Consider the following 17,998-nt stretch of genomic DNA (forward strand, 5'->3'; position numbering starts at 1 on the left):
TCTCTTCAGACAGGTGAAAGCGTTCGGCTAAAAACCAAGTTTCGGGACATAAACCGTGGATATTAAAGCAACTTCCGCACTGATCTACTATAGACTCCGCTATAAGTACCAAGAGTACAAGCTCAAACTGGATCTAAAACTTTCCGAACTCAATAAGAAAGGAAGAGAAAGACTCACTGTGATGGTAATTCCCCACTCGGAACAAAAAACCATCAACTTTCACATCTCTTATAGAGCGATTTCCATCTTTATCGGAACGATTTTCATTCTTCTTATCATCAGTTCTATCAACGTTTTAAGCCATAGCGGTTCCGTTCACCAACTCACAGAACTCAATCTTTCCAACAAAGACTTTATCCGCCAATCGGCGAAGATGAAAGAAGAAATCAATTCTCTTCATGAATACGTGGAATACTATTACGGAAGATTGGCGAGACTTTATGTAAGACTCGGCGGTGATCCGGCAAAAGTTTCCAAAGGAATCGGCGGAGCGGAACAACTTTCCACTCAACCTCCATCCATTATCGAACCGAAAGCCGTGAATCCTCAAACCAACGATCTTCCCGAAGGCGCGGCCGTTTTCAGATTGAAGGAAGACGTTCACAACTTAAGAATCAGTAACGAACTCACTCAAGACATCATCTCCATTCTTAAAAAAAGAAAGAACATCCTAAAACAAACCCCGTCCATCTGGCCGGTAAAAGGATATGTTCTTTATCCATACGGTGCGTATTTCAATCCGATCTCCGGAAGAAGAGAATACAACAGCGGTGTTGATATAGGATCTTTCGCGGGTTCCGAAGTTCTTGCTACCGCGCCGGGAACCGTTTACGAAATCGGTTTTACAAGAAACACGGGTTACTTCGTAAAAGTTTCCCACAAATACGGATGGAAGACGATCTATTCGAACATGGATCGATTGAAAGTGAAACAAGGTCAGCAAGTTTCCAAGACGGAAGTGATCGGTTTCGTCGGTAAGACCGAAGCTTCTCCGAATTATATGCTCCACTATGAAATTCACGTTGGAACAAGAGCGATCAATCCGTTTGCTTTCCTCAACCAGATTCAGGACTGAATGGCGACCACAGAAGAACACTTAATCGTAAATAGCATCATCGGCGAAGGCGCCGAGTTTAGCGGAGAATTCAAACTCTCCGGTCTCTTAAGAATTGACGGAATTTTTCGCGGCTCCATAAAAACCGAAGGAAAAGTCCTAATCGGCAAATCGGGAATCGTCGATACGGATATCAGAGCCCGAATTGTCGTCGCTGGTGGTGAAATCAACGGGAATATTTACGCGAGCGAACGAGTCACTCTATTGGCTTCCTGCAGAATGAAAGGGGATATCGTATCTCCGAGAATCGTAATGGAAGAAGGAGTACAATTCGAAGGCAATTGTAAGATCAACCCAGTTGCACATTGAAAGTACTCATACCACCTTATCAACCTCCTCGAAAAGAAACCGAAACCAAAAATACTTCCAAGAGTAAGAAGAATAGCGCTTCTTCCTTAAACGGAGGAAGTTCTCTCAATTCGACGGAAGCGGTTGAAAACGTTTCTTCTTCCTTTCTCGATATCCTGGAAGAAATCGTTCCGTCCGGTTCCGAAACGACAAAAGATCTAAACGCGCTTTGGAGAGATCTTCCCGAAATCGAAAAAAGATTTTTGGATCTACCTTCCATCGGAAATTTAGAAGCCTATCAAAAACATATCCAAGCGATTACGAAAGCGGTCATCGACCAAAACATGAGAGTGGAAACTCTCGCAAGAAGAATGAAGGGTGAAGCTAAAAAGATCTATCACGTCGTGAAAATCATCGACGAAAAAATTCAGATCTTGGCGGAACTCATCATGAACGAAGGCAATTCGGCTTTTAAACTTCTAAAGTCGTTAACGGATATTCGCGGTTTACTCTTGGATATTCAAGAATAGAAATTTTATACAGTCCGGTGTTTTTTCGTTTTCTCATTACGGAAACGGATCTTTCACTTTCAAATCCAACTGATTCATCAATTGAAATAGTTTTCCGGGGGTTTTAAAAGAATCCTTCAGGTGTTTCACGTTCAGTCGTTTTTTCTGAGACAAAATTAGAAGAACGTTATATTCGTATTCTTTCGTAGCCTTTATAAAAGAGTCCACGCCGAATTCCTCCAAAATCAGCGAGGTTTTACGTTCTAAATTCTCGATTATTCTTCCGTAGACGTCTTCCAAAGATCGAAACCAATTCTCCACATTGGAAATAAATTCGGCGACTTCCGGTTGTTTAGAATTTCGTATTTTCGAAATTTCTCTTTGAATTTTTTCAAACTCGAACGTTCTCCAGGGCTTCGCTCGAACGACTTCGACCTGCCATTTTTCCATCTCCGATTTCCAGTAATTTCGATCGGCCTTCACCGAATAGATCCGAAAGTCGGGAAGAGTTACCGCAGTTAAGAATCCTCCGAAACAAGCTCCGGTATCAAGTCCATAGATTTTATCGCCGTAAATTCGAGCGACATCGCCAACGACACGATGACCGAAGAGGACCGGCTTTTGAACTTGGTACAGACTCGTCCAATCTTCCGATCCGATTTTATTCGTAAGATATTTTTCCCCGGAAGTGCTTCCCATCAAAACTTCCTTTTTCTGATCCTTCAATGGAACATCCGGTTCGATCGCGGCGTGAACTATAATCGCCGATTCGGTTTCGTAGTAATGAGGAAGATTCCGTACCCATTCTAAAAATTCTTTGTAACGAGTTCCGAACTGAACTTTAACGATCTCTTGAGAATAAGAAAGGACCTGATTGTGATGTTTGTTTTCGTGATTGCCCATAACCACGATATGTTTTGGATTCTCTTTAAAGAACTGATATACTTTTACGGAATCGGGTCCGCGATCTACGATATCCCCAACGGATATGATCCGATCCGTTTCCTCCGAATAGTTGAGCGCCTTTAAAAGCGACATCAACTCATCGTAACAACCGTGAATATCTCCGATTACAATGTCTCTCATAACTATCTCGTTTCAACAACGGAGCTATGATCGATTTGATTGGAATTCTAAAGTGGAAAACTAAAGACCCAAAGCGTTTAGGATTTTTTCCATCGCCTCAAGATTCGGATAAGCGATCGTCATCTTTCCTTTGCCGGAACTTTGATTATGACCGATTTCAATTTTCATAGAATATTTTCTGCGGAATTTATTTTCCAACTCTACGATGTTCACGTCTTTGCGAGGTTTTTTCTTTTCCGGCGTGGAAGAACGTTCTTCGGTAAGATTGGAAACCAAGTCTTCTACCTGTCTTGCAGTCAGACCTTTCTCGGCGATTTGATACGCGAGTTGTTCTATCTTTTTCCGATCGGCTAAAGAAAGAAGAGGTCTTGCGTGACCTTCGGAAATTCTTCCGTTTTTAATCAGATCTTGAACCGAATCCGGAAGCTGAAGAAGACGAATCAAATTTGAAATCGTGGAACGATTCTTACCCACTCGTGTGGAGATATCGGTGATTTTTAAATTCAATTTTTCGGAAAGAGTTTTATATGCGAGCGCTTCTTCGATCGGATTCAAATCCTCTCGTTGAATGTTTTCGATGATCGCCATTTCCATCGATTGATTTTCGGAAACGTTCTTAACAACCGCAGGAATTTTTACAAAACCGGCAAGTTTACAAGCGCGGTAACGACGTTCACCTGCAATGATTTCATAACCCGAGTCCAACTGTTTAACCACGATCGGCTGGATAACTCCGTGAGCCTTGATCGTTTCCGAAAGTTCTCTCAGAGATTCTTCCGAAAAAGTTTTTCTTGGTTGGCCCGGATTGGGGCGAATTTCGCTGATCTTGATTTCACGGAGCGCGCCGTCCGAAGAAGATTCGATCGGCGTTTTGTTTTCGTTGACCGGAATTAAATTTCCAAGACCTCTACCGAGGGCTTTGGGTTTGATTGCCATTCTTAATTCTTCCCTGCAACTTCCAGAGCAAGACTTCTATAACTCTGAGCGCCAACTCCTTCCGGATCATAACTCATGATCGTTTGTCCGAAAGAAGGAGCTTCGCTTAATTTTACGTTTCTTGGAATGATGGTCGTATAAACTTTATCTTTGAAATAAGACTTAACATCTTCGGCGACTTGATTCGCAAGATTGGTTCTCTTATCGAACATCGTCAGAAGAACTCCTTCCAGTTCCAAGGAAGGATTGAGTTGGTTTTGCACGAGGGAAATGATCTTCATCAATTGGGTGAGACCTTCCAACGCGAAGTATTCCGTTTGAAGAGTGATCATCACACTGTCGGCGGCACAAAGAGCGTTGATCGTTAAAATTCCCAAAGAAGGAGGACAATCGATAAGAATGTAATCATATTCTGTCCGAAGTTCCGCGGTTGCGTTTTTCAGTCTATATTCTCTTTGATCTTCCGCAAGAAGATCCGCCTCGGCGCCGCTCAAGTTGATATTGGAAGGAATGATATGAAGATTATTTACGTTTGTTCTTTGAATACATTCGTTTGCGGAAGATTCACCTAACAGTAACTCATACGAAGTTTTTCCGAGTGTATTGATTTCGATTCCAAGACCGGAGCCGGAGTTACCCTGCGGATCCATATCGATGATCAAAACCTTTTTTCCGATCGAAGCAAGGTTGGCCGCGAGATTGATGGAGGTTGTCGTTTTTCCGACACCGCCCTTTTGATTGCTAATCGATACGATCTTTCCCATTTCCGCCCTTAGTCTCCTTGCTGATATCCTTCCAAGCTCTTGGATAACCATGCCTCGGGCTAGAAACCTTTTTCAAGAATTTAATATGTCGCATGCCTAAAAATTCAAGAGAAGGTAAATCTTCTGAAAATTCTAAACTGAAACCGGAATAAGAAAGAACCTTATCTTCCAGTTTTGTATCTATATCATGTTTTCCTAAAAATGGGACATAAGTCCCTCCGACTTTTATCAAATTACAAACTGCTTCGGCGCTATACGGATAAGGAATAAATCCTCGCGATACGACATAATTCAGAGACAATTTTGACTCCTCAGTTCGAATGAATTGAAATTTCAGATCTGAAATTCGATGGATGCGAACGAATTCTTCCGTATGAGAAAGTTTTCTTTTTTGAGAATCGATTAATACGACAACGGGATGATCTTTCAAACACCGAAAGAAAAAGCCCGGAATTCCCGGCCCAGTCCCTGCATCTCCGAGTTGAATTCCCTTCCAAGAATCGACTTTTTTGGTGATACGATACACGTGATAGATCGATTCCAAAACGTGACGGTCTAAAATTTCTTCCGAATCTCTTTTCGAAAAAAATCCACCGGCTTCGTTTTTTTCCCTGAGGAACAATGCGAACTTGCATACGAGTTCCCAATCAAAGAAATAAATTATTTCGTCGGCTTCTTTCGGAAATCTTTCTCTCAATCTCTCGGTAATCGATTCGATGGAGAATTGTTCGGGATCTTGCATGTTGCTAGGTTAGAATTTTGTTCCATTTTGTCTTCACAGTTTCGAGTTCTTGTCTTCAGTTCCTTTAGATTTCCGGAAGTTGTGGGAACTCTTACACGAGTTTACCATTCGATAAGACTTCGAGAGCATTCACCGAACTCGAAGCGACGTAATCTGAAGGATCTCATACAAATTTATTACCATACGATAAAACTTCGAAATGTAGGAACTCCCACCGAACTTAGAAAACCAACTTGAGTTTCCTGCACGCGCATCTGCAACGCGACGGTGGAAAAATTTAAAGAGAAGTTTAAGAAAGGAATTTTAGAAAAGATTCAAAAACTGAAAAGGAACTCATATCGCGATCGAAAAAGTTCAGAGTGAAAATTCTCACCCTGAACTTTGAAAACAAATCAGTCCGAGGCGTTGTTAAACTCGATCACTGCCTTATGAAGAATTTCAATCCCCATCTTTAAGTGTTCGATCGTGGTGCTTTCATTCTTCCCATGAATTCCATCGATCTCTTCCGAACTCATCAACGCAGGAATCAAACCGTAACACTTAAAGCCCGCGACTCTTAAGTAAGAAGAATCGGTCGTGCCCGGCGATAAGAATGGAGTGATCACCGCACCCGGCACTACTTGTTGAACGACTCCCGATAGAATCTTAAAGTATTTTGAATCGACCGGAGAAGTTGTTCCGGGTTCAAGATGCCTTGCGGTAACTTTAACTCGAAACTTCTCGCCGAGCTTTTTTACTTTTTCATAAATTTCATTCTCGTTGTATCCGGGAAGAATTCTTATATCAACACTTCCATTCGCTTTCGAAGTGATGACGTTGATACCCGCATAGTGAGTATCAACTCCCGTAATACTTACCGAATTGCTTGTCATCGCTCGGAGATGTTTGTTGGATCGAATCACCCCGTTTAAGATCGTTCCGAGTAAAGGATTGCGGGAACGTTTCAACACAAATGAATTCGGGAAAGGACTTACTTCTCCCATCTGATAAAAGAAGGAAGCTGTTTCATCTTTTATGATAACTACTTCGTTCATCTTTTTGAGTTCGGTTATAAAGTCGATGAGGTTGAGAGCGGCGTATTGAATCGGAGGTGTACTTCCATGACCGGAAATATCTTCGGATTCCAAGTCCAACCATACGGCTCCTTTTTCGGCGTGCTGAATGTTGAAGATCTTACTTCCCTTAACGACCACGTCCTTTGTTCCGACACCACCTTCGTTGTGAACAAATTCATATCCGTTGAAAATATCTCTGTGTTTTGCAATTAAGAATCTCATTCCAAACTCGGAACGACTTTCTTCATCGGAGACTGCGAGATACATAAGATTCTTTTTGAGTTTCATTCCGGAATCATGAATCAGAATGAATGCATAGAGTTGCATGATGCCGAGTCCTTTCACATCGACCGCACCGCGTCCATAGATACGATCTCCTTTTCTTACACCGGAGAATGGAGGTTCGATCCACTCGCTTGCATCCGCTTCAACAACATCGATGTGATTGGTGAGAATCAAACCACCTTGCGATTCTTCTCCTTTGATCTCGGCCATGATACTTGCTCGTTCCGGTTTTCCGGGAACATCAAAGATCACAGTTTTGATTCCGCGTTTGTCGAAAAGACTCTTCAAAAATAAGGCCGCTTGCTTTTCATTCCCGCGAACGGTTTTGATTCTTAGATAAGTTTGTAAATCCTTGGACGCTTCTTCAGCGAGTTTCCCATAGTCTCGCTCTTCAAACTTGGATTTCGGCGATAAGGATTGAATCCCTTTTTCTGTTATAAAAATCGTATATAGTAAAAACAAAGCAAAGGCTCCTAAAAAGCCTAACGCGATCTTCTTCCAATTCATTTGTAATTCTCCTCGGTGCGGAAGAAAATAACGCGTCCCTCTTTCCTTTCAAGGCATTTACATCGATGATTTTGTTTGTTTTTCGTCCGTGTTTTTGATTTGCCGTTAACCTTTTGGATCGTTTTCCGATGATTGTAGGGTAGAGGTTATACTATGTTTCGAGTTTTCTTTCTCTTCTTACTCTTTCCCGGTCTTATCTTCGGAGTTACTCCCGGCAAATGGTCTCATATCGATAAGTATGTTTTCGGAAACAACACCAACGGCCCCGTAAAAGAGATAGTTAAGAATGCAAGCGGTGAAGTTGTTTATTCCGCCGCTTATGAATATGATTCTTCCGGCAAGCTCATCAAAGAAACTTATCTAAACGCGGATGGAAATGCGGACGGCTCTACCGTATTCCAATACAAAGAAGGGAAGGTAGTTCGCGAAGAACTCTTCGATAAGGACAATGTTCTTCTCGAAACAAAAACCTTTCGATACAATCCGAAGGGCCAAATCGATCTCGTAGAAGTTTTTAATAAAGAGAATAAACTTCTTCTAAAGTCTAACATCAATTCTTGGGATAAGGAATTCGTAAAATCGGGACAAACCAATTGGCCGGATTCAAAAGAAATAGAAACTTTTACTCTAATTCAAGATGATAAAAATCCGAGAGTTCTGATTCAAAATATCTATAACGAAGAAAAGAAACAGATCGCTTCCACTAAGTTCGAGTATGATGAGAAGGGTAAGTTACTGACTCGTATCAATGTTCAAGGCGAACAAGAGAGAAAGAATCAACTCAACTACGGTGCGAACAATCAGCTCCAGAGTTTTACGTTTCACGTGAAACAGAACAATAAGTGGGAGCTTCAAAAAACCCACGAACTGATCTACAAATGATTTTTTCTTGGAAAGGATAGGCTGAGCGATCGACGGGAACCTCTAACCCTTACCGAAGTCTTTATATCGATATTACTCTGCAGAAGATCTTAAGAAGTAATCGTTAAAGACCGTAAGGCTTTTAGAGACTCCCGATTGAACTTCAATGCTGACTGATTACAAAAACATTTTCAAAATTCTTCTGCTCCAAATCCTTTTTATCTATAAAGAAATGAAGAACGCTCTCTACCTTTCCTTTCAAGTCGCCGATCTCATTCGTATTCACTTGAAGAAGTGAAATTCGATCTTCTTTAGAATAATCCGCACCCGATACAAAGACCGCTCCTCCAATACGGGAAATTTTCATCGTCGTAAAGTAGTCTTTGTTGTTTCTATCGACATCATTCATTTCCTGAAATGAGATTGGGTATGTCGAGAACGGGTATTCGATATCCATATACTTCGTATCGATATTTTGCGGGACTGCTGAACTCAAAGATTGTTCTTCGTCCACGAAAATGACTCTTCCATACTCGGTTGTATCATCGAGTTGACAGAAAAATAATAATAGTCCCGTCGGGGAGATTTCATTTTCAAAATCTTTCAGATTGATCTGGCATAAAAATGGGATGTCTTCTTCCGAATCGTTCTGCGGATAAAAAGTTCCAGAGGGAAGGTTAGGGTGACCGCCGAACTTAGATTTTCCTAAATCAACTTCTGACGGGGAGGAAACTATAATTTTTATGGGCTTCATTGGAAAGGTTCCTTATGTTTTATGATCAACAACAGAAATCTTAACTCAACATTACTGAACTAAGACATCTCTTCTTGATTGGCAGATGTAGCATTTGATTCTTTAAAAGAGCGAGTAAAAATATTCTACCGGATATACGGAAATATAAATGGGCTTTCCACATGTAGGATCAGTAACAATAAATCCGAAATGCAAGCGGTGAATATAAGCATTTTTGCTTCAGAGATTTTACTTCGATCAATACGATCAGAGAGAAGCGGTATAAAAAGAAGGGGCTTTATAAAAGAAAAAGCCCGGAAGTTCCGGGCTTCTAAAAAACGTTTCATGTGAAACGCGAACGGGAAATCGGATTCTCTTGTCGGAGTTCCGACTTGCGACTCCGACCGCGCAATCACGACTTCGAGTAACTTGCAGAAAAAATCTCAAACCCGAGTAGTCGTTCCAACAATTCTTTCCGCGAGAGAACAAACAAAGATCAAGAGGCTTCCGCTTCTTGTTTTCTTTTTCCTTTGATATGATAAAGCAAAAGATCGATGTCACTCGGATCCACTCCGGAAATTTGTCCGGCCTTCTCCAAGGTCATCGGCTTGTGGTTCTTTAACTTTTGAATCGCTTCTTTTTTCAATCCTGCGATCGATTCGTAATTAATATCTTCAGGAATTGCAAGATCGAGATACCTGTTCTTCCACTGAATCATTTCGAGTTCTCTTTTGATGTAACCTTCATACTTGATTTCCATCTCGAGAATATTCTTTTCAGACTCGGACCAAGAACTTACTTCGGGAATCATAAACTCGACGTCTTCGATCTTAATCTCAGGACGTTTCAAAAAAGAATCCAACTTCATACCGAACTTGTAGTTCTCAATTCCCTTCTGATCCAAAAGATTCTGAAATTCATCCGAAGGTTTCAACGGAATCTGATAGATTCTTTCTCGAACAGAATTCACTCTTTCATATTTATCTTTCATTCGATCGTAACTTTCTTGATCCACAAGACCAAGATCATAACCATACTTTGTCAGTCGCTGATCCGCGTTGTCTTGTCTGAGAAGAAGTCTATGCTCGGCTCGTGAAGTAAACATTCTATACGGATCTTCAACACCTTTGTGAACCAAGTCGTCGATTAGAACTCCGATATAAGACTCGCTTCTCTTGAACAAAAGAGGATCTAAATTTTTTAAAGAATGTAGAACACTATAAGCCGCGACAAGACCTTGAGCCGCCGCTTCTTCATAGCCGGTAGTGCCGTTGATTTGTCCCGCGTGATAAAGTCCTTTTATCTTTTTCGTTTCCAATGTCGGCTTCAACTCGGTCGGATCTACGTAATCATACTCTATTGCGTAACCGGGACGAACGATCTCCGCATTCTCAAGACCTTTCAAAGATCTTACCAATCTCCACTGAACTTCTTCCGGAAGACTTGTTGAAACTCCGTTGAGATAGATCTCTGAAGTTTCATAACCTTCGGGCTCAAGAAAAACCTGATGTCTTTCACGATCCGCAAAACGTACAACCTTATCTTCAATCGAAGGACAATATCTAGGACCCGTACTTTGAATCTGTCCCGAATACATAGGAGACAAACTTAAATTTTCATGAATGAGCCTATGAGTTTCGGCGTTTGTGTAAGTGATATAACAAGGAATTTGTCTTCGAGTAATCTTCTCCGTTGAAAAAGAAAACGGGGAAGGGTTCGGATCGCCGTCTTGAATTGCAAGGACACTTAAGTCGACGGAGTTCTTATGAATGCGAGGCGGAGTTCCCGTCTTCAATCTTCCCAATTTAAGATTGTATTTCGCTAAGGACTTGGAAAGACCTTTGACCGTCGGTTCGCACATTCTTCCGTTTTCATTTTGATACGTTCCTATATGAACGAGAGAAGATAAGAATGTTCCTGTAGTTAAGATAACATGATTCGTATAAATTTCAAAACCACGCCCGGTCTTTACTCCGATCACTTGATCGTTTTCGATAAGCAACTCTTCTACGGTGTCTTGTCGAATTGAAAGATTCTTCTCAGCTTCCAGAGTATGTTTTACTTTGAGTTGATATTCTTTCTTCTCGGCTTGCGCGCGCGGCGCCCAAACGCTCGGACCTTTAGAAGTGTTGAGCATCTTGAATTGAATTCCGGTGTTATCGATAACCTTGCCCATGATACCACCGAGCGCATCGACTTCTCTTACCATATGTCCCTTAGCGATACCACCGATCGCAGGGTTGCAAGACATCTGACCGATCGTGTCCAAGTTCATCGTGATCAAAAGAGTTTTCGCTCCACCTTTTGAAGCGATGTAAGCGGCTTCCGAACCCGCATGACCTGCGCCGACTACGACACAATCAAAACGATTCGGGAAAAAAGATTGGTTCTTGGATTCGATCATCGAGATTAAACTTCCTGAAAATTAATTACTAAATTTAGAACGAGATGTTTTGCAAGGTTCGGCGCTTCGATCGCAAGATGAATCGACAGCAGACCCGATATATTGATTCATGGAATTATATCACTTATCAGGTTCCCGTTCCATGGCTGAATCCATCAAGAAACTATCCTATTTCGAAGGAAAAATCCTTCCAGAATCCGAAGCAAAGATCAGCATCCAAACACACGCGCTTCAATATGGAACCACAGTCTTCGGCGGACTTCGCGGTTACTACGATAAAGACACCGATAACATCTACCTCTTCCGTATCTTAGACCATTATCAAAGACTCATTAACTCGACTCGCATCATGCAGTTGAAACTCGATAAGACAAAAGAAGAATTGAGAGACATAACCCTCGACTTGATTCGTCAGTGTGGTTATAAAGAAAACATTTATCTTCGTCCTTTTGTTTATACATCTGCGCTTCAACTTTCACCTCGCTTTCACGACGTTCCTACCGAACTCGCAATTTACATTCTTCAATTGAACGACTACTTGGATACGAAGCGCGGACTGAAGACGATGGTTTCCAGCTGGAGAAGATTCGACGACGCAGTCATCCCGACCTTGTCCAAAGTTTCAGGCGGTTACGTGAATTCGGCTCTTGCAAAATCGGAAGCGGTTCAAAACGGATTCGATGAAGCGATCTTCTTGGACTCAAGAGGATTTGTAAGCGAAGGTTCGGCGGAGAATATTTTCTTAGTCCGAGACGGAAAGATCATCACACCCGGAATCAATTCTTCTTTGTTGGAAGGAATTACAAGAAGAAGCGTTCTTCAAATCGCAAGAGACAACGGAATCGAAGTGATCGAAAGAGATATCTCCAGAAGCGAACTCTATATCTCCGATGAAGTTTTCTTTTCGGGAACCGGAGTTCAGATCGCATGGGTTTCCGAGATCGATCATAGAAAAGTCGGCAACGCAGAGATGGGGCCGATCACCAAAAAGATTCAAAGTCTCTTTTTCAACTTAGTGATCAACAAAGACGAAAAATACAGACACTGGTTGACTCCGGTTTATTGAGAAAGAAGGAACTACTTCGTGTTTCAACTCGATGATATCTTAGGACAAGAAGTTGCTCTTACTTTTTTAAAAAGATATGTGTCGAAGCCGGAGACGATTCCTCCTCTCCTAATCTTTCACGGACCGGACGGAACCGGAAAAGAATCCGCCTCGGAACGTTTTATTAAGAATGTATTGTGTTTCGAAGGAAACTCCTGTGGAGTCTGCGCATCTTGCAAAGCATTCATGCACAACTCGCATCCCGATTACATTCGGTTTCCAGAAGAAAGCGGTAAGATCATTCCTATCGGAAGCGAAGACAATCCCGAAGAATTTTCGATTCGATGGTTGATCCGTTCCCGTTTAAACTATCGTCCTCATCTTTCACGATTTCGTTTTATCGTTTTTCCGGACGCTTCTCTCATCGGTAACGAAGCGGAGACCGCATTGTTAAAATCCTTGGAAGAAGCTCCGCCGTTTTCAAGGTTTATCTTTATCGTAAACAATATAGATAAACTTAAAGAGACCATCGTAAGTAGAGCGATCTGTGTTCCGTTCCAATTTCTAAATCAGAACGATCTGAAAAAAATCAACGCGACACTCGGAGTTTCCACTCTTCCGTTTCAGGGAGGAAGTCTTACGTCATCGGAATGTCCTCAAGAAGTAACGGATCTTGTTCAGGAAAAAATCAAGGATAGACTCGAAACACAACTCGATCTTTTAAAACTCGAGTCTTGGATTCTTTCTTACAAAGACGAACATCCTGAGTGGAAAGAGAATTTTTCTTACAAAGAATTCTTGGAGCTAGTAAGTCTTGTTTTGATCTACGAATATACGAGAACCGGTTACGAAAATAATCTCCAAAAGATAGAAGCAATCTTTCAGTTCAAGGCCGAACTCCATAAAAGAATCATCGGAATCGATACTATCGCTCTTTCCAGATTGTTTTTTCGTCTTTCTCTTTGATCTATATTCTATTTTTAGAATGTAACTACCGTCAAAAATACGTTAACATGCGTTAGTCGAAATAGAGAATCGTTCGAGTTTCCCCTTTGTGACATAATTAATTATCCCAAACATAAACTTCTCCTTTTTTTGGCCAAGAATTCGGATTCCGGAATTTTCATTTGAGTACAAGAGTTATTCTAAAAATACTGTATTCTCGTTCATAGGTCGTCGGAACTCCGAAGACGAAGTCGAAAATCGTATCATTCAACCGAATCGGAAAAGTTTTTCGATTCGAACCCGTAAAAGCCCCTTCGTGCGAGGGATTTTTGTTTTATTATTTTTGGAGGAAGCGTTGAACCTAGTTTGGAATAAAATTTTGGAGGAAGTGTCTAAAAAAATATCTCCTCAATACTATGAACGGTTCATCGATACTCTGAAATTAGAGGCGCTTAACTCCGAAAAATGTATTATCATCGCGCCGTCCGCCACAATCAAAACGCACGTTGAAAGAAAATATCAAAGCATCATTGAAAACGCTATCTTAGAAGCTTGTGGCGATAAGATTCCCGTCGAAATTTTAATCGAATCGAAGGCCGCTTCTCCGCTTCAATCCATTCTTGAAAAGTCATTCGATCAAAAAGATTTCCAATTCAACCCGGATTACACGTTCGAAACTTTCATCGTAGGTGATTGCAATCGTCTTGCTTACACGGCCGCGAAGGAATGTGTACGTAAACCCGCCGAAATCAATCCTCTGTATTTGTTCGGAAGTGTGGGAGTTGGAAAGACGCATTTGCTTCATGCGATCGGTTCCGAGCTTCTTAAGAAGGATCCTTGGAAAACGGTTTGTTATGTTGACATCTCTTCGTTTATGAACGAGTTTCGTTTCGCACTTCAATCCAGAGAACTCATCGAAAGTTTTAAGATGAAGTATCAATCCTACAACTGTCTTCTTGTAGACGATATCCAACTTCTTTCCACGAACGCGGAGAAAACGCAGGATGAATTCTTCTCTTTATTCAATTTTCTTTTCGAAAGAAAAAGACAAATCGTAATCGCATCGGACCGCCCGAGTTCCGAACTTGCGATTCATGAAAGATTAAAATCCAGATTCGTAACAGGGGTCCAAGCGGACATTCAATACCCGGATCGAGAGATTCGAAAGGGAATCGTAAATCATCATTCTAAGATCATGGATCTAGGTTTGAGCGAAGACATTCTCGACTTTTTAGCGGACCAAATTGAAGAAGATACAAGACTTCTTCTCGGCGCATTGAACGATATTTATCTTTATAAAAAATCCTATTCTTTGCTTTTCCTAAATCTGGAAAAGGTTAAGGAAATCGTAAAGAATCGTCTTTATCGTAAAAAGAATGTAGAGTTCTCTCACGATCGAATCATAGAATCGGTTGCAAAGGAATTCAATTTAAACGCCGCCGAGATTATGGGAAAGAGCAGAAAAAAAGAACTCATCGTTCCACGTCATATTTGTTTTTATCTATTACACAACGTTTTCAAAGTCAATAAATCCCAAGTGGGAAGACTTTTTCAAACTCAACACACAACCGTGATTCATGGAGTTCGTAAAGCCGAGGAACTTCTTTCCAATAATAAGGAAATGCGTTTCTTAATCGAGCGGATCGGCTCCAAATATAAACTTCAATAAGATCGAATTTTTTCTACAGTTAAGATTCAGTTTTATTTACTGTAAATAAACTGTTTATAAAGCATCAAAGAACCGTTTAAAAAAATCAATAAACCTGTAAATAAGACATAATGCAAAATTACTGTCGCTTCAAGATCAAAAATTGACTCAGAATTATGTCGGAAAAGAAAATTCTCTTTTCAAAAAAAATGAGACATATTTCCGTATTCTATAGGAATAGAAATTTATGTACATATTTACAGGTACTACTCCTACTACTGTACAATAATAAGAAACCTATTTAATTAAGAAAGAATCTAGGAGAGACAAGTTGAAAATCAAAGTCAATACATCGGAATTCTTAAAAGCAATTCATGCAGTGGAAGGTGTAATCTCCGCAAGAGAAATCAAATCCGTATTATCAAATCTTAAAATAGAAGCCGAAGGAAAGGAAGTTTTTCTTTCCGCAACCGATCTTGAAATTTCGATCAAAACTTCCGTGCCCGCAGAAGTCATTCAACCCGGAAGTATTTCGTTACCCGCAAAACAACTTTCCAGTTTTTTCAAAACGATTCACTTCGAAGAAACGACTTTGTCTTTGGAAGAATCCGACGGAGAATCTTCCATAGCTTACATTACGGACGCTTCCGGTAAGAACGATTACAAATCCAAGATCAGTGGAATGGATGCGGAAGAAATCAAAACGATTTCGAAAGTGAATTCTTCCCAAGTGTCTTCGTTTCCGAGCACTTTGATAAACGACATGATTCGTAAAACTTCTTACGCAATCGCTCACGAAGATCAAAGATTTATCTTCAACGGTCTTTATATGATTCCGGACGGAACTAAATTGATCTTTGTTGGAACGGATGGAAGAAGACTTTGTAAAATCGAAAGAACTCTTCCTTCTCCTTTGCAGTTTAAAGATTCCATCATCGTTCCCGCAAAAGCGATTCGCGAAATTTCTAAAATGATCGCAACCTCGGAAACCGGTAACATCGGTTTGATCGACAGTCAGATTTATGCATCCGCAAATAACATAGAATTGTTATGTAAATTGATCGAAGGAAATTTTCCGAATTACGAGCAGGTGATTCCTAAGAGCACAAAATTCTCCACAAGTATTTCCAAGGAAGAATTTCAAGTTTCCCTCAGACAGGTTTTAACTGCGGCGGAAGAACCATCCAGACAAGTAAGACTTACGTTCAGCAAAAACAATCTCAACTTGTTCGCGCAAACGTTGGGAGCTTCGGAAGCGAGTATCAACAAACCGATCGAATATTCAGGAGACGAGGTTACGATCGCGTTCAAAGGCGAATATCTCATGGATATTTTCAGATCCATCGACGACAACGAAGTTAAGATAGAATTTTCGGATTCAAGTTCTCCGGTAATTTTTAAGGATCCTTCCGATCCGGAATTTATTTCCGTAATTATGCCGATGAAGCTCTGATGTTCTTAAAACAACTTACACTTCAAAACTTTAGAAGCCACGAAGAACTGAGCCTGGATTTTGATTCCAGGCTTATTTTTTTTGTAGGGGATAACGGAGAAGGTAAAACCAATCTTCTCGAAGCGATTTGTATGTTGTCTTGGTTGAAAAGTTTTCGGGAATCCGAAGATTCAAATCTGATTCGATGGGGTTCCGCGAATTATTTCCTTAGAGGAAGAATCAAAGAAAACCAAAAAGAATCCGTCTTGGAAATCGGATTCACCGCAAAACCAACCGTTAAAAGAAAATTAAAGTTCAATCAGGAAGAAGTAAAAAAAAGAACCGATCTGATCGGAAAGTTTATCACGGTTCTTTTGACTCCGATGGATTTGAAGATCATCGAAGGCGGCCCGGCGGAAAGAAGAAAGTTCGTGGACGCTTTTATCTCGTCTTTTGATCCGAACTATCTCGATTATTTATTAGAATATAATAAAATTTTAAAACACAGAAACGCGCTTTTGAAATCCGGAAATGCGGATTCTTCCCATCTTTCCATTTGGGATAAAAGACTGATCGAAAAGGGAGTTTCGATTCTAAACAAAAGAAAAGAAATCATTCTGGAGCTGAATTCTTTTTACCAAATCAATTTGGACAAACTTAGCGGCGGTCGAGACGGTCTCGAATTGATCTACAAACCCAACGTTTCCGATGAAAACGAATTCATCGAAAAACTCGCACGCAATTTAGGAAGAGATCTAAGGCTTGGTTATACTTCCGTTGGAATTCATAGAGACGATCTGTTTATCGGGGCGGAAGAACGGGATATTACCGAATTCGGTTCTCAGGGTCAAAAAAGAAGTACGGTGATCGCCTTGAAAGCCGCGACTTTCAATTATTATAAAAATGTTTTGAATACGACCCCAGTTTTGTTGATCGACGACGTAATCCGCGAATTGGATGTAAAACGAAGAGAATACTTCGTGGACCTTGTTATCAATGCAGGACAGGCGTTCTTTACAACGACCGACTTAGAAGGAATTCAGGATTATGTCGGTAAGCTCGAGGATCAAAAACAGATCTTCTTAATCCAACAGGGAACAGTCCAATCAGTAGTATGAAAGACGATTTGATTTCATCCAAAAAAATCGAAACCGCAGAGTTCCGTTCCGTTTTAAATCAAATGGGAATCACGGAAGAAACTCTGCAGGAAAAAATTTCGGTTCATACTTTGAGAAATCGTTGGAAAGAAATTGTAGGACCGGTGTTCGCCACACATTCCGAAGTGAATTCGATTCAATTTGGTAAGTTGAGAATCATCGTTTCCCATAATGCATACAAACAAGAGTTACTTTTTTTACAGAACAGAATCATCCGAGAGTCGGCTCGATTCTTGGGAAAAGGAACCGTTCGTTCTATAGAAATTTCCATCGGTAAACTAACCGCTTCCTATTCTCCCTCATCGCCCGAGACCAAGGAAAAAAAAGGCTTAGAAGGCAAAGAAGATTTAATCGCTATTCTTGAAAAAGAAACGGATCCCGAAGTTAAAAAACGTTACATAGAGATTCTTCAATATCTTTGATCAGTCGATGAATTTCCTTGCCTCCCTATGGTTTTCAGGAAAACTATTCCTGAGGTCCGAAAAAA

Annotated in this window: 17 protein-coding genes; 10 read left to right on the top strand and 7 right to left on the bottom strand. The window is 40.7% G+C overall.

Annotation, left to right across the window (positions count from 1 at the left end; all coding sequences use genetic code 11):
• Positions 1 to 55 precede the first annotated feature (55 nt).
• Genes CH367_RS15890 through CH367_RS15900 form a run of 3 tightly spaced genes read left to right on the top strand, consistent with a single transcriptional unit; the run spans position 56 to position 1,932 of the window.
• Positions 56 to 1,075, top strand: a complete 1,020-nt coding sequence (locus CH367_RS15890; RefSeq protein WP_100763478.1) for a M23 family metallopeptidase — start codon at positions 56 to 58, stop codon at positions 1,073 to 1,075.
• Positions 1,076 to 1,423, top strand: coding sequence for a bactofilin family protein (locus CH367_RS15895; protein ID WP_010573154.1), 348 nt, complete (start codon positions 1,076 to 1,078; stop codon positions 1,421 to 1,423).
• Positions 1,420 to 1,932, top strand: a complete 513-nt coding sequence (locus CH367_RS15900) for a YaaR family protein (protein WP_100763479.1) — start codon at positions 1,420 to 1,422, stop codon at positions 1,930 to 1,932. The genes CH367_RS15895 and CH367_RS15900 overlap by 4 nt, the downstream gene beginning before the upstream one ends.
• 36 nt (positions 1,933 to 1,968) lie before the next feature.
• Here CH367_RS15900 and CH367_RS15905 read toward each other — a convergent pair whose 3' ends face one another.
• From CH367_RS15905 to CH367_RS15925, 5 genes are all read right to left on the bottom strand, one after another.
• A complete protein-coding gene (locus tag CH367_RS15905; protein WP_100763480.1) occupies positions 1,969 to 2,997 on the bottom strand; it encodes a metallophosphoesterase in 1,029 nt (342 codons plus the stop codon).
• Between the two features lie 60 nt (positions 2,998 to 3,057).
• The gene (locus CH367_RS15910) at positions 3,058 to 3,933 is read right to left on the bottom strand and encodes a ParB/RepB/Spo0J family partition protein (protein WP_100763481.1); all 876 of its coding nucleotides are present in this window, start codon (positions 3,931 to 3,933) and stop codon (positions 3,058 to 3,060) included.
• Between the two features lie 2 nt (positions 3,934 to 3,935).
• Positions 3,936 to 4,697, bottom strand: a complete 762-nt coding sequence (locus CH367_RS15915; protein ID WP_100763482.1) for a ParA family protein — start codon at positions 4,695 to 4,697, stop codon at positions 3,936 to 3,938.
• Positions 4,675 to 5,439, bottom strand: coding sequence for an RsmG family class I SAM-dependent methyltransferase (locus CH367_RS15920; RefSeq protein ID WP_100763483.1), 765 nt, complete (start codon positions 5,437 to 5,439; stop codon positions 4,675 to 4,677). Before CH367_RS15920 ends, CH367_RS15915 begins: the two co-directional genes overlap by 23 nt.
• A 392-nt stretch (positions 5,440 to 5,831) precedes the next feature.
• Positions 5,832 to 7,286 (bottom strand): M20/M25/M40 family metallo-hydrolase, encoded by a 1,455-nt coding sequence (locus tag CH367_RS15925; RefSeq protein WP_100763484.1) that lies wholly within the window; start codon positions 7,284 to 7,286, stop codon positions 5,832 to 5,834.
• Positions 7,287 to 7,439: 153 nt separating this feature from the next.
• Here CH367_RS15925 and CH367_RS15930 point away from each other — a divergent pair, with 153 nt between their 5' ends.
• A complete protein-coding gene (locus CH367_RS15930; RefSeq protein ID WP_100763485.1) occupies positions 7,440 to 8,168 on the top strand; it encodes a hypothetical protein in 729 nt (242 codons plus the stop codon).
• Between the two features lie 142 nt (positions 8,169 to 8,310).
• On the opposite strand, the gene CH367_RS15935 is transcribed toward CH367_RS15930, so the two are convergent.
• A complete protein-coding gene (locus tag CH367_RS15935; RefSeq protein WP_100763486.1) occupies positions 8,311 to 8,901 on the bottom strand; it encodes a DUF1963 domain-containing protein in 591 nt (196 codons plus the stop codon).
• Between the two features lie 475 nt (positions 8,902 to 9,376).
• Positions 9,377 to 11,284 (bottom strand): tRNA uridine-5-carboxymethylaminomethyl(34) synthesis enzyme MnmG, encoded by a 1,908-nt coding sequence (gene mnmG / locus CH367_RS15945; protein WP_100763488.1) that lies wholly within the window; start codon positions 11,282 to 11,284, stop codon positions 9,377 to 9,379.
• 142 nt (positions 11,285 to 11,426) lie between these two features.
• Here mnmG and CH367_RS15950 point away from each other — a divergent pair, with 142 nt between their 5' ends.
• The 6 genes from CH367_RS15950 to CH367_RS15975 all read left to right on the top strand — a co-directional run bounded on the left by CH367_RS15950 (position 11,427) and on the right by CH367_RS15975 (position 17,933).
• Positions 11,427 to 12,350, top strand: coding sequence for a branched-chain amino acid transaminase (locus tag CH367_RS15950; protein WP_100763606.1), 924 nt, complete (start codon positions 11,427 to 11,429; stop codon positions 12,348 to 12,350).
• Positions 12,351 to 12,368: 18 nt separating this feature from the next.
• Positions 12,369 to 13,295 carry a hypothetical protein gene (locus CH367_RS15955; protein ID WP_100763489.1) on the top strand — a complete coding sequence of 309 codons (927 nt, stop codon included), beginning with the start codon at positions 12,369 to 12,371 and terminating at the stop codon, positions 13,293 to 13,295.
• A 304-nt stretch (positions 13,296 to 13,599) separates the two neighbouring features.
• Positions 13,600 to 14,943, top strand: coding sequence for a chromosomal replication initiator protein DnaA (gene dnaA / locus CH367_RS15960; RefSeq protein WP_208862010.1), 1,344 nt, complete (start codon positions 13,600 to 13,602; stop codon positions 14,941 to 14,943).
• Positions 14,944 to 15,253: 310 nt separating this feature from the next.
• Complete coding sequence (gene dnaN / locus CH367_RS15965; protein WP_100763491.1) at positions 15,254 to 16,375, top strand: DNA polymerase III subunit beta; 1,122 nt, start codon at positions 15,254 to 15,256, stop codon at positions 16,373 to 16,375.
• Entirely contained in the window at positions 16,375 to 17,472 is a 1,098-nt protein-coding gene (gene recF, locus CH367_RS15970) for a DNA replication/repair protein RecF (protein ID WP_100763492.1), read from the top strand. The genes dnaN and recF overlap by 1 nt, the downstream gene beginning before the upstream one ends.
• Positions 17,469 to 17,933 carry a DciA family protein gene (locus CH367_RS15975; RefSeq protein ID WP_100763493.1) on the top strand — a complete coding sequence of 155 codons (465 nt, stop codon included), beginning with the start codon at positions 17,469 to 17,471 and terminating at the stop codon, positions 17,931 to 17,933. Before recF ends, CH367_RS15975 begins: the two co-directional genes overlap by 4 nt.
• Positions 17,934 to 17,998 lie beyond the last annotated feature (65 nt).

The organism is Leptospira barantonii, assembly GCF_002811925.1.
Classification (GTDB): Bacteria; Spirochaetota; Leptospiria; order Leptospirales; family Leptospiraceae; genus Leptospira; species Leptospira barantonii.